This window comes from Pseudorhodobacter sp. (assembly GCF_030452865.1).
Lineage (GTDB): Bacteria > Pseudomonadota > Alphaproteobacteria > Rhodobacterales > Rhodobacteraceae > Pseudorhodobacter.
Map to the genome: position 1 here is coordinate 1 of NZ_JAKDLJ010000058.1, position 13139 is coordinate 13139.

The following is a 13139-nucleotide window of genomic DNA, read 5'->3' on the forward strand; positions in this document are numbered from 1 at the left end:
CGGAGTGGCGACCACAACGGAGGCGGCGGGACTGGGGGCAGCGGGGGCATTGTTGCTGGCGGGGTTCACAACCGGAAAAGGGCGTTTGACACGTTGGGCGATTGGCGGGGCCGCAATCGCAGCACTCGGCTTTGTTGCCTTGCGCATCCTTGATGTCGGGCGCGGCGGTGCGCTGACGCTCGCGGGGGAGGTGGCATTGGTTGCCGCCGCAATGATTGCGATCGGTGTTATTGCCGCTGGCTGGCGTCTGACCCGCTCCGGCATCCTCGGGCCAGCACTGATCGAAACCATCCGCATCTCCGGCATGGTCTTTGGCATCGTCATCGCCGCCTCGATGCTGTCGCTCGTGTTCCGGGGCTTTGGCGGCGACATCTTTGTAGAACACCTGCTCGACGGTCTTCCGGGTGGCACCATGGGGGCGCTGGCGCTGGTGCTGCTGACGGTGTTCCTGCTTGGCTTCATGCTGGAAGCGGTGGAGATCATCTATATCGTTGTGCCCCTGCTCGCGCCGCCGATCCTTGCGAGCGATATTTCCCCGGTCTGGTTCGGCGTGCTGTTGGCGATGAATCTGCAAACCTCGTTTCTGACGCCTCCCTTCGGCTTTGCGCTGTTCTATTTCCGATCGGTCGCGCCACCACAGATCACGACACGCGACATCTATTTCGGTATCATCCCATTCGTGGTCTTGCAGATTGCCGCAGTTGGTATTCTGATCGCAGTACCGGAACTGGCAACCTGGTTGCCGGATTTGATGTTCAGATAAAGGGGATGACGCATCATGGAACGCAGAGGTTTTCTGACCGCAGGGGTTGGCATCGCCGGGGCAGCACTGGCCGCGCCCGCAGTCGCGCAAGGCAAGATCGCGTGGAAATTGCCAACGGCATTCCCGAAGAATGCGCCCGGCGTTGGCACCAATGTCACCAATTTCGCCGATAAGGTTGCGGTGATGTCGGATGGTCGGTTGACCTTCACCGTCTATGGCGCGGGGGAGTTGGTGCCGCCTTTTGCCGTGGAAGACGCGGTGCAGCAAGGCAATGCCGAAGCGGGCCACGGTCCGACCTATTACGCGGCGGGCAAGAACGCGGCCCTGCACTGGTTTACCGCCGTGCCGTTCGGTATGACCTCGAACGAGCATTTCGCATGGCTTGAATTTGGCGGTGGCTATGATCTGTGGAATGACATCTATGCGCAACGCGGGCTCGTGCCGTTCTATTCCGGCAACTCCAACACGCAATCGGGTGGCTGGTTCAAGAACAAGATCGAAAACGTCGACAGCCTGAAAGGGTTGAACATGCGGATCGCAGGTCTGGGGGCGGAGATTTTCCGCAAGCTCGGCACCAATGCGGTGTTGATGCCGCCGCCAGAGATTTTTCAGGCGATGCAATCGGGCGCGATTGATGCCGCCGAATGGGTGGGGCCGATGCTCGACCAGGCCTTCGGGCTGCAAAAGATCACCAAGAACTGCTATGTTCCTGCCTTTACCGAACCGGGGGCGGCGCTTGCCATCGTGTTCAACAAAGAGGCGTTCGAAACCTTGCCCGCCGATCTGCAAGCAATTTGCAAGAATGCCGCGCACGCCGCCGCCATCGAAAGCCACGCGCAGTTTGACTATTTCAACGCGCGTGCGATGAAGTCCCTGCAAGCGGATGGTGTCGAATTCCTGCCATTCCCCAAGGACGTGGTGGATGCCCAACGTGCCGCATGGGTGGAAGTGCAGGACGAATTGACCGCCGCCAACCCCGACGTGGCGCGTGTGCGCGAAAGCTATGACGCCTATTTGACGGATGCGCGCGATTACGCTGGACTGATGACCGAACCGATGCTGGCGGGGCGCTGATTGGCCGCCCCCGTCGTTTTATGCAGTGACTGCTTGTGTTATGCGATGCGGCGGCTAGTATTCTCCCGACAGTTTCGAAAGAGAGCCGATAAGGCCACATCGGAACGTTGCGCCAAAATATGATCAGAAGCTGAAAAGGATATCCCGATGAAATCTGCTCTTTTCTCGACCACGCTCCTGATTGCCTTTGCCGGAAGCATGGCCAACGCCGAAACCTTCACCATCTCCTGGTGGGGCTATAACGGCGAAAAACTGCAAGCCAATATCGTCGAGCCGTTCCAGAAAATCTGCGGCTGTGAAGTGGTGTTTGAAACCGGCAACAACGCCGACCGGCTGGGCAAGTTGCAAGCGCGCGGCGGCAAGGGCGTCGATGTGATCTACCTTTCCGATAGTTTTTCGCAACTGGGGGTCGAGGCGGGGACATTCCAGAAAATCGACCGCTCTCGTGTGCCCAACATTGCCAACCTTTATGACATCGCCCAGGACCCGCAGGGAGGTTACGGCCCTGCCTATACCGTGGGCCGCGTCGGCATCGTCTATGACAGCGCCAAGGTGCAGCCGATCACATCATGGGGCGATTTGTGGCGCGCTGATCTGGCAAAATCGGTAACTTTGCCGGGGATCACGACCACCGCAGGACCGATGGTGGTTATTGAAGCGGGCAAGCATGCGGGCGTCGATGCCTATACCGACCCGGATGGCGCCTTCAAAGCCATGGCTGAACTGGCCCCGAATTCCGTCAAGAACTACAACACCGGATCGGAAATGGTGAACCTGATCTCCACGGGTGAGGCGACGGTTGCCATCGCGCAGGATTTCTCGTTCACCTCGTTGAAAGCGGCGGTTCCGACCATGACCTGGGCGACGCTTTCAGACAATGACATCGCCACGCTGAACACCGTGAACATCCCTGCGGCGGCGGAGCATGTCGATCTTGCCTATAAGTTCATTGATTTCATCCTCTCGAAAGAGGTGCAGCAGGTGGAGGCGGAACAAGGCGTCGATGCCCCGGTGAATACGCAAGTGGACCTGACACCGGAACAGGCGGCACAATGGACTTATGGCGCCGACGCTATCGCGAAGCTGAGCCGGGTCGATTACGTCAAGATGAACGCCGCCAAATCCGAATGGATCGACCGCTGGAATGAGCTGTTCGGCGGCTGACCTCAGTTGAAAATCGCCGGGGCGACCTGTCCGCCCCGGTGAGACCACCGCAAGGATACCAAATGTCCCACCGCATGCAGGCATGGCTTTTGGCTGCCCCCGCCACGCTTTTGGTGTTCGTCTTTCTCGGCTTGCCGGTGCTGTCCACGCTTGCGATGACGTTCGCGGACCCCAAAGGCCCGCTGGCCAGCTATGCGGCGTTCTTCAACTCCGGCTTTCGGATGACCGTGCTGTGGCGCACGATGGAGGTGGCGCTGACGACGACGATCTTGTCGGTTGGAATCGGTTTTGTCGTGGCCTGGGTGGTCGCCCGCGCGCCATCCCGTCTGAAAAGCCTGCTGATCATCGCTGCCGTGTTTCCGCTGCTCACCGGGGTCGTGGTGCGCGCGTTTGCCTGGCTGGTGATCTTGGGCAAGAATGGCATCCTCAACAGCTTCCTGTTGTGGATCGGGGCCATCACCGAACCACTTTCGATGCTCTACACGCAAGGGTCGGTCATCGTCGCGATGGTTTACCTCTTTGTGCCACTGATGATCCTCACCCTTGTCGGCGTGTTGGAAGGCATCCCACAAGATCTGACGGACGCCGCTGCATCGCTTGGGGCCACCCCTGCCGCCGCGTTTCGCCAAGTCGTGCTTCCGATGGCAGTTCCGGGGCTGATCGTTGGCTCGGTCTTGGTGTTCACCGGATCTTTCACCTCCTACGCCACGCCACAACTTTTGGGAGGCGAGCGGCAAATGATGATGGGGACGTTCTTGTATCAGCGCGCCATGGTGACGTTTGACTGGCTCGGGGCCTCCACCATCGCCGCCGTCATGGTGGTGGTCACACTTGCCACCGTGCTGCTGATGTCGCGGCTTGCCCGCAAACTCAATCCGGTCGCGGGGTAGGGGCATGAAACGCAAAACCCATCCCGCGCTGATCGCCTTCACGGTTCTGACCTTCTTTTTTCTCCTTGGCCCCTTGGTGGTTATCCTTGGTTCAGCACTCTCGGACACGCCGTTTCTGACATTTCCGCCGCAAGGGCTAACGTTGCATTGGTTTCAGAACATCTTTGAAATCTCCGCCTTCACGCGCACAATGGGCACCTCTTTTATGCTGGCAGTAGGTGGTACAGCCCTTTCGATGCTGATCGGCATCCCAGCCGCCTATGCGCTGGCCCGCTACCGGGTGGAACTGCCCTCGTTCCTCGGCAATGTCTTCGTATTGCCTATCCTCATTCCGGAAATCGTGCTGGGTTTTTCACTGATGAAATCCTTGGCTTCCGGCCTCGGCACCCCGATCATGGCGACACTGCTGGTCGGCCATGCCCTGCTGGTTCTGCCTTACTGCGTCCGCGTCGTCGGTGCCTCTCTTAACAGTTTCGACTTCTCGATCGAGGAGGCGGCGGTGTCCCTCGGTTGCCCGCGCTGGCGTGCGTTTTTCACCGTGGTCCTTCCCAATATCCGCGCAGGGATCATCGCCGGTTTCATCCTTGCTTTCATCACCTCGCTCAATGACGTTTCCATCTCGATCTTTCTGACCGGGCCGGGCGTCTCCACCCTTCCGATCCAGCTTTTGGCCCATATGGAGCAGTTCTTTGACCCCACAATCGCGGCGGTCTCGGTTCTGTTGATGGGCGTGACCGTGGCCGTCATGGCCGTGGTGGAACGGACTCTAGGACTGACCTTCCTGACAAAATGACAGTATCCCTTTCGCTTGAAAACATCACCGCGCATTATGGCACCGTCAAGGTGCTGGAAGACCTGTCGCTGCATATCGCGGAAGGGGAACTGGTGTCGCTCCTCGGTTCCTCCGGCTGCGGCAAAACCACCACTTTGCGGCTGGTCGCGGGGTTTTTGGAACCCACGGCGGGGACAATCAAACTCGGAGATCGCGATCTGACGCGCCTGCCCGCTCATGCCCGCAATATCGGGTTGGTGTTCCAAACCTACGCCCTTTTCCCCCACCTCACCGTGCGGGAAAATGTCGGCTTTGGCCTGAAACAACGCGGCGTTGCGGCGGCGGAGCGGGCAACCCGCGTCAATGCGATGATTGAGCGTGTCGGACTTGGTGAATTGGCCGACCGGCATCCCGCCAATCTGTCAGGGGGCCAACGCCAGCGTGTCGCCTTGGCCCGTGCTTTGGTCATCGACCCACCGCTTTTGATGTTTGATGAGCCGCTGTCCAACCTTGATGCCAAGCTGCGCGTTGACATGCGGGTGGAAATCCGCCGCCTTCAGCAGGCCAATGGCACCACAGCGCTCTATGTGACCCATGATCAGGAGGAGGCGTTTTCCATCTCTGACCGCGTGGCGATCATGAACGCAGGTCGCATCATGCAGCTTGACCGACCAGAGGTGCTCTATTCCAACCCCGCCAACGCCTTTGTCGCGAATTTTGTCGGTTTTGAGAACATGATTGAAATGCGCGCCGTGGCCGAAGCGGGCGATGCCGTGCGCGCCGAGATCAAAGGCGGCGGCACGATTGATCTGCCCAAAAGCCAGTTCACGGTTCCGGCGCAAGAGTTCCTGTTCGCCACCCGCGCCGATGGGTTGCAGGTTGCAGCCACGGGCCAAGGCATCGCCTGCACCCTTGGCCTGCGCACCTATATCGGCCGCGCCTATCAATACCATTGCGACACTCCCGCAGGGCAGCTTGTCGCAAACGGGCCGCTGGCGCACCCGTTCGAGAGCGGCGCGAATGCCGTTCTGGTGCCGCAACCCGAACAGTGCTGTCTGCTGCCGAAAGAAGCCTGATGCCCATTCTCGTCAATGCCCGCATCCTGACGATGGACCCGGACTTGACCGAAATCGAACGGGGCTGGGTGCAGGTGGAAGGCGACCGGATTGTGGCGCTTGGCACAGGCGATCCGCCACCCGGCGCAACTCAAGACATGGGCGGCGATCTGATCATGCCCGGCATGGTCAACCCGCATTGTCACATGCCGATGACGCTGTTTCGCGGCCTTGGCGAAGATGTTGATGATCGCCTGTTCCGCTATATCCTGCCCTTGGAGCGCGCACTCGTCACGGCGGAAGTCGTCGAAATCGGCGCGCGTCTGGCTGCTGTTGAACTGATACGCGGCGGCGTCACCACCGTTGCCGATATGTATTATTTTGAAGACCGCATCGGCGCGGTGCTGGATCAATCCGGCTTGCGTGGCGTCGTCGGCCAAACGCTAGCCAATTTTGATGCCCCCGATCACGCCACGATGGATGAGGGCTTTGCGCGTCTCGATGCGCTGGCCGACACCTATCGCGACCATCCCCGCATAACCGCCTCCGCCGCCCCTCACGCACCGTATTCCACAGGATTGGAGGCAATGACCCGCGTGGCCGAATGGTCCGCAACGCACGGCTTGCCCGTGCAAATGCACTTGGCGGAAACCGAGCCGGAACTGAAATGGGCGCAGGATACGCAAGGTTGCACAACAGTCGAAGTTGCCCATCGTGCGGGCCTGCTGACGCCCGCACTGGTCGCCGCGCATATGATGTATCCGACTGATGCCGATATGGACCTGATGGCGCAAGGCGGCGCGCATGTCGCCTATAACCCCCGTTCCAACGGCAAGGCAGGGCGCGGGATTGCGCCGATCACCGCGCTGCGGGGCAGGGGGGTCAAGGTTGGGATCGCGACCGACGGCCCGATGTCGGGCAACACGCTGGACCTGTTTTCGCAACTCGCCCCTGCGACGATGTTCCAGAAAATCGCCGGGCGGTCTCGCGGTATCCTGCCCTGTGTGGAGGTGATCCGCATGGCGACAATCGAAGGTGCCGCGACCCTCGGCCTGTCGCATCGCGTGGGCTCACTTGAACCCGGCAAACAGGCCGACCTGATCCGCATTTCTTTGGATGATCCGCGCCTGCATCCGATTTATGACATCTATTCGATGCTCACCTATGCCACCATACCCAGTGACGTTCGCGCCAGCATGGTCGCCGGAAAATGGCTGATGCAGGACCGCCAGCTTGCCACGCTCGACTCTGCGAAGGCGGTGACGGATGCCCTGCAAATCGCCCACCGTTTCAAAGCCCGGATTGTGGAAATCGACCGCACCGCAGAAAGCCAAAGGCCAAACCCATGACCATCATCATCGACACCGACCCCGGCATCGACGACGCCATTGCCATCCTCTACGCCTTGCGTCACCCGGCCATGGATGTCGCCGCAATCACCACCGTCGCAGGCAATATCGGCCTGTCTGTCACCACCCGCAACGCAGGCCGCATTTGCGCGCTGGCGGGCAGTGATACCCCCGTTCATTCCGGTGCAGCGGCCCCTTTGGGGGTGAAGGCGCGACCCGAAACCGGCATCCACGGCAATGATGGCCTTGGTGGCGTCGATTTTCCCGAGCCGACCCAAGCCCCTCGCAGCACCGACGCGGTAGCAGCGATGGAGGCGCTGCTGGAGGCGCACCCGCCCCGCACTATTGATCTGCATTGCCTCGGCCCCTTGACCAACCTCGCCCTGCTATTGCAACGCGCCCCCAAAGCCGCCGCCCGCATCCGTCGCGTCATAGCGATGGGCGGCGCTGTGGATGAACCGGGTAATGTCGGCCCCAAATCCGAATTCAATATCGCCCACGACCCCCATGCAGCAGCCGAAGTGCTGGCGGCCGGGCTTGACTTCACCCTGATCCCTTTGGACGCCACCCGTCAATTTCGCGCTGACAAGATCTACATCGCGGAGCTTCGGGCCAGCGGCCACACCCCGGCCATCGCCAGTGCCGCATTGATAGATGCCTATTTCGCCGCCACCAACGGCGCTGAAAGTCGCCCGCTGCATGACCCATGTGTGCCGCTTCTCGCGCAAAACCCGCAGCATTTCCGCATCGTGACGCGGGATTTGGCGGTGGAGCTGAATACCGGCGCACTTGTCCCCGGCCCGCATCGCATCAAAGTCGCCATGGGTCTTGACGCCCCCGCCTTGCGTGCTGAGTTGCTGCGCGGGCTTTGCGCATGACCCTGAGCGTCTGGCAAGCCCTGCGTGATGATCTGCAACCGGGCGTGCAACCCGATCAGGCCAGCTACGCCGTGGAATTTGGGGGCCGCACCATCCTTCTGCCGATCCGCCAACTCTCTGATGGGCGCGGCGTTGCCAGCCTGATCCTGAACCAAGCCAGTTTCGCGGTTCTTGATGCACTTGCCGATCATCTCGCCGCCCACCTTGCGCCCTACCGCCCCGATATTATCGTCGCCGTTCCCAGCCTCGGTCTGCCCTTGGCCGAGGCTGTGGCGCGCCGATTGGGTCACTCTCGCATGCTCCCTTTGGGCAATTCGCGGAAATTCTGGTATGATGATGCGCTGTCGGTCGATATGGCCTCCATCACTTCGCCCACTTCCGGCAAGCGCCTGTATCTTGACCCGCGTATGCGCCCCTTGCTGACCGGGCGGGTTGCGGTGGTTGATGATGTGTTGTCCACCGGAAGTTCCATTGCCGCCGTTCTGCGTTTGCTGGCCTTGGAAAACACCGTGCCTTGCGTTCTGGGGGCCGCGATGTTGCAAGGCACGGCTTGGCAAGCCCACACCGACCCGGTTCCGGTTGAAGGGGCGTTTGCCACCCCGATCCTGCATCAAACCCCGAACGGATGGGCCGCGCCATGACCTCCTCCAAAGCCGAAACCGACGTTCGCCGCGATTTGATTGATGTCGCGTTGGGCCGCGCGCCTGCCGACCTTTTACTGCGTGTCGGGCGGCTGCTTGATACCACGACTGCCCTGTGGCGTGACGATGTGGAGATTGCGATTGCGCGGGGCCGCATCGCCTATGTCGGCGCCCGTGGCAGCTTTCCCGGCAAGGCCGATCACATTGAGGACCGCCCGCACCTGTCGGCTGTGCCGGGTTTCGGAGAGGTTCACAAGCACATCGAAAGCAGCCATATCACCCCGGAATATGAGGCGGCGCTGGTCATCCCCCATGGCAACACATGGACCTGCGAGGCGAGCCATGAGTTTTCCAATGTGGTGCCTGATCGCACGCTGGATTTCTGGCTTGCCGCCCGAAACGTCGGATCGCCGCTGAAAATCTTTCCGCTTCCCGGTTCTGCCGTGCCACCCACCGCTTGGGAACATGGCGCGCATCTGGACGGCACCGATCAAACCCGCTTCTTGAGCGAAAGTCTGATGTGCGCAGGCTTGGATGAGGTAATGGATTGGCCCGCCGTCCGTGACCGCGACAATCCCGCACATGATCGGCTCTGGTCGATGATTGCTGCAACATGGGATGCGCGCGCCGTGGTCGAAGGTCATGCTGCCGGTATCCGCGACTTACCCGGCATAAACGCTTTTGCCGCCTCTGGTATAGCGTCCGACCATGAGGCGTGGACGGCGGAGGAGGCTTTCGCCAAGCTGCAAGCAGGCCTTTTCCTGGAAATACGTATCCACACCGGGCCGGAAATCATTGCGGGGCTCTTGGAACGAGGCCTGACTGATTGGTCGCAAGTCGCGCTTGCCACCGATGACCGCCCCGCCTCGGAGGTGCTGCAAAGCGGGGCCACGGATCGCAACGTGCGGATGGCGATTGATGCGGGGCTTGCGCCGGAAGTGGCGATCCAGCTTGTCACCATCAACCCCGCCCGCCACATGCGGCTGACGCCGTGGGTTGGCGCGATTGCCCCCGGCCGATTTGCCGATATCGTGTTGCTGTCGGATGTTGTGACCTTGGATATCGCCGAGGTTTGGACCGATGGCAAACAGGCCAGCCGGGGGACGGAGTACCTTCTGCCCATTCCGCAGATTGACTGGCCGGATTGGGCGCGGGAAACGGTGAATATTGGTCGCAAGTTGACCGAGGCCGATTTTGTCATTCCCGCTGCCGCGAACCGCGAGACGATGCAAGCCGCCGTGCTGCGCCCCTTTCACTGGACCGATGACTTTCTGACCTATGAACTGCCGGTCGATGGCGGACAGGTTCAGCGCGACCCAGCCCGCAATATCACCAAATTCAGCATCATCGACCGCTATAGCGGCAAAGCCTCTGTTTCAAAGATGTTCTGGCTCGGCTGTGGCCCGCGCGACGATGATACCGCACTTTGCTGCTCAATGGCGCATGACAAACACAATATATGGTGTGTGGGGTCTTCCGATGCCGCGATGGCTACGGCAGTTAACGCCTGTGCCGATATGCAAGGCGGTTGGGTTTTGGTGCATCGAGGCAAGGTCGTCGCCCGAGTAGCCTATGAGATCGCGGGACTTATGACCGCCCGCCCGGCTCAAGCGCTTCATGCTGACATGCAAGCTCTTTATGCGGCAGGCGCACAGGTCGACTGGATGTATGAACCCAGTTTCCACCCGCGTTGGACCGAAGGGTTCCCCGAGCGGCTTGCCTTTGCCACGCTGACCTGTTCGCCATGGCGCTGGAACCTTGTCGCACCATCAGATCATGCACCGGAGGGGCTGGTGCAGGTGCAAACCGGACAGACGCATCCGGTGGTCTGGTAAGGCTCATCCCCTCGTCGGATCATGGCCCAGCATCCGCAAAGCGTTCAGCGTGACCAGAACCGTCGCGCCCGTGTCCGCCATGATCGCTATCCACAGCCCGGTGATGCCCAGAATGGAGGTGACGAGGAACACAGCCTTCAACCCGAGCGCAATTGAGATATTCTGGTGAATGTTGCGCATCGCGGCGCGCGAAAGCCGGATCAGAGCCGCCACATCAGACACCCGGTCGCGCAGGATCGCCGCATCCGCCGTTTCCAGCGCGACATCGGTTCCCGACCCCATCGCGACGCCGATTCCCGCCTGTTTCAGCGCGGGCGCGTCGTTGATACCGTCTCCGATCATCATCACATGGCCTTGCGCGCTCATGTCGCGGATGGCGGCGAGTTTGTGTTCCGGCAGCATCCCGGCCCGGCAGGACAGGCCCAAACTACCCGCAATCGCTGCCGCGGTGCGCGGATTGTCCCCGGTCAGGATCGTGGCGGTCAATCCAAGCGCCTGCAACTGCGCGATGCCATCGGCGGCATCGGCGCGCGGCTCATCCCGCATCGCGACAAGTGCCAATGCCTGATTTTCGCGGAATACCACCGCCACGGTTTTGCCCTCAGCCTCCAGACGACTTGCATGTTCCTGTCCCGCCGCTTCCAACGCGCCCTGTGCGTAAGCATAGGCGGGGTTTGTCACCCACGCGGTTTCGCCCGCAACCAATGCCGCAACCCCGTTGCCGGGAAGGACACGGGCGTTTTTGGCGGGCAGATGTGGCGCATCCAGTTCAACCGCCTTGCGCTGGATCGCAGATGCAAGCGGGTGGCTGGAACCTGCTTCTACCGCCGCTGCAATAGCCAATACCTCCAGCTCTGACAGGGTGCCGAGTGTCAGAACATCGGTCACAACCGGGCGACCTTCGGTCAGGGTGCCGGTCTTGTCAAACACGACATCGGTGGTCTTGGCCGCCGCCTCGATCACCGCGCCGCCTTTCAGCAAAAGCCCGCGCCGAGCGCCGGTCGACAGCGCCGAGGCAATCGCCGCCGGGACGGAAATCACCAAGGCACAAGGGCACCCGATCAGCAACAGCGCCAGCCCACGATAGATCCAGTCCTCCCATGGTTCGTTGAAAGCAAGCGGCGGCACCACGATGACCAAAAGTGCCAGCGCGACGATAGCGGGCATGTACCACCGGCTGAACCGGTCGATGAAGCGTTCGGTCGGGGCGCGGGCTTCCTCGGCGGCTTCGACGAGTTGGATGATACGCGCGATGGTGTTGTCGGCGGCGGGCTTGGTCACCCTGATCCGCAATACAGCTTCGGCATTGACGGAACCGGCGAAAACCTCCGCCCCCGGCGCTTTGGTCACTGGTACACTTTCGCCGGTCACCGGACTTTCATCAACACCGCTGGAGCCTTCGGCCACCTCGCCATCTGCCGGAATGCGATCGCCGGGACGCACCAGTATCATTTGCCCGACTTCAAGGCTTTGCGCCGGTACTTCACGGGTCTTGCCATCCTCCTCCAACAGGGCGGTTTTAGGAACCAGATCGGCAAGTGCGCGGATACCGTCGCGGGCCTTGTTGGCGGCGACGCCTTCCAGAACCTCACCAACGGCGAACAGGAAGACGACCAGCGCCGCCTCCTCTGCCGCGTTGATCGCCAAGGCACCAAGGGCGGCGATGGTCATCAGGCTTTCGATGGTGAACGGCTGACGCAGGCGCATCGCCGCCCATGCCCGCCGCGCAATCGGCGCAACCCCGATCAGGCATGCGATGACAAAAGCGATCTTGGCGACCCCGGCGCTGGAAAACAGTGATATGGCATAAGCGAGCACCAGCAACGCTCCAGTGCCGAGGACCAACCGCCCCTTGGCGGTCTGATACCAATGTTTGCCACGCTCCGATGGGTCATCATGCACATGACCGGGGCTGCCGTGACGATGTGCTTCGGGCTGACCGGTCAATTCTGCTTGGTGGGTTTCCACCCCAAAACCAAGCGATCGTACCGCCTTCTCCACAGATTCGCGGGGTGTTTGGTCGGTGTGCAGTGTCAGGCGCAGACGCTCGGTCATCATCGAAACCTCCACCGCGCTCACACCCGGCATCCGGCCAAGGCTGTCCTTGATCTTGGCGGCACAGGAACCACAATCCATCCCGGAAACTTTCCAGTCGATTTGTTCGACGGAAAGGCGGTGGTCTGACGTATCATTCATCTTGCTGCTTTCGTTGCTTCGGCAATTGTCATCTGTCGGGTAGGGTTGTAATCTCTCCAGTCGCTAGAGGTTCAAGAGGTTTTTATGCTGACAATCGGAAAACTCGGGCAGGCGGCGGGTGTCAAGGTGCCGACGATCCGCTATTACGAACAGATCGGGATATTGCCGGAAGCCGACCGGAGCGCGGGCAATCAGCGGCTCTATGGCAGGCAAACGCTGGAACGACTGGCCTTCGTGCGCCATGCCCGCGACCTGGGTTTTTCGCTGGATGCAATCCGCGATCTGCTCAGCCTGTCGGATCGCCCGGATCGGTCTTGTGCTGCGGCGGACAGCATCGCGAAGGCGCAGCTTTTGGCAGTGCGGCAGCGGCTGGTGCGATTGCGCGCACTGGAGGCGGAGCTTGAACGCATGGTGGACCATTGCGCCCATGGCACGATTGCCGATTGTAACGTGATAGCCGTTCTGGGCGACCATACGCTTTGCGCGCGTGACCATGATCCGCGTATTGAACATATGTAGCTG

The 13139-nt window shown here is 60.9% G+C and carries 12 protein-coding genes; 11 read left to right on the forward strand and 1 reads right to left on the reverse strand.

Annotated elements, in window-relative coordinates:
• The 10 genes from L0H65_RS05530 to L0H65_RS05575 form a co-directional block, all read left to right on the forward strand.
• Window positions 1–763 (forward strand): TRAP transporter large permease subunit (locus tag L0H65_RS05530; RefSeq protein ID WP_301457838.1); only part of this gene is annotated, 763 nt, incomplete at its 5' end.
• Window positions 764–778: 15 nt separating this feature from the next.
• Window positions 779–1837, forward strand: coding sequence for a TRAP transporter substrate-binding protein (locus tag L0H65_RS05535; RefSeq protein ID WP_301457839.1), 1059 nt, complete (start codon window positions 779–781; stop codon window positions 1835–1837).
• 147 nt (window positions 1838–1984) lie between these two features.
• On the forward strand, window positions 1985–3001 hold the full coding sequence (locus L0H65_RS05540; RefSeq protein WP_301457840.1) for an ABC transporter substrate-binding protein: 1017 nt from the start codon (window positions 1985–1987) through the stop codon (window positions 2999–3001).
• A 62-nt stretch (window positions 3002–3063) separates the two neighbouring features.
• Window positions 3064–3891 carry an ABC transporter permease gene (locus L0H65_RS05545; RefSeq protein WP_301457841.1) on the forward strand — a complete coding sequence of 276 codons (828 nt, stop codon included), beginning with the start codon at window positions 3064–3066 and terminating at the stop codon, window positions 3889–3891.
• A 4-nt stretch (window positions 3892–3895) separates the two neighbouring features.
• On the forward strand, window positions 3896–4684 hold the full coding sequence (locus tag L0H65_RS05550; RefSeq protein WP_301457842.1) for an ABC transporter permease: 789 nt from the start codon (window positions 3896–3898) through the stop codon (window positions 4682–4684).
• A complete protein-coding gene (locus tag L0H65_RS05555) occupies window positions 4681–5739 on the forward strand; it encodes an ABC transporter ATP-binding protein (protein WP_301457843.1) in 1059 nt (352 codons plus the stop codon). The genes L0H65_RS05550 and L0H65_RS05555 overlap by 4 nt, the downstream gene beginning before the upstream one ends.
• Window positions 5739–7067: an amidohydrolase gene (locus L0H65_RS05560; RefSeq protein ID WP_301457844.1), complete on the forward strand. Its 1329-nt coding sequence runs from the start codon at window positions 5739–5741 to the stop codon at window positions 7065–7067. Before L0H65_RS05555 ends, L0H65_RS05560 begins: the two co-directional genes overlap by 1 nt.
• Window positions 7064–7945 carry a nucleoside hydrolase gene (locus L0H65_RS05565; protein ID WP_301457845.1) on the forward strand — a complete coding sequence of 294 codons (882 nt, stop codon included), beginning with the start codon at window positions 7064–7066 and terminating at the stop codon, window positions 7943–7945. The genes L0H65_RS05560 and L0H65_RS05565 overlap by 4 nt, the downstream gene beginning before the upstream one ends.
• Entirely contained in the window at window positions 7942–8586 is a 645-nt protein-coding gene (locus tag L0H65_RS05570) for a phosphoribosyltransferase (RefSeq protein WP_301457846.1), read from the forward strand. Before L0H65_RS05565 ends, L0H65_RS05570 begins: the two co-directional genes overlap by 4 nt.
• Entirely contained in the window at window positions 8583–10421 is a 1839-nt protein-coding gene (locus tag L0H65_RS05575; RefSeq protein WP_301457847.1) for an adenine deaminase, read from the forward strand. The genes L0H65_RS05570 and L0H65_RS05575 overlap by 4 nt, the downstream gene beginning before the upstream one ends.
• Before the next feature lie 3 nt (window positions 10422–10424).
• Here the strand turns inward: L0H65_RS05575 and L0H65_RS05580 are convergent, their stop codons facing one another.
• Window positions 10425–12617 (reverse strand): heavy metal translocating P-type ATPase, encoded by a 2193-nt coding sequence (locus L0H65_RS05580; RefSeq protein WP_301457848.1) that lies wholly within the window; start codon window positions 12615–12617, stop codon window positions 10425–10427.
• Window positions 12618–12701: 84 nt separating this feature from the next.
• Between L0H65_RS05580 and L0H65_RS05585 the strand changes: the two genes are divergently transcribed.
• Entirely contained in the window at window positions 12702–13136 is a 435-nt protein-coding gene (locus tag L0H65_RS05585) for a helix-turn-helix domain-containing protein (protein WP_301457849.1), read from the forward strand.
• Window positions 13137–13139 lie beyond the last annotated feature (3 nt).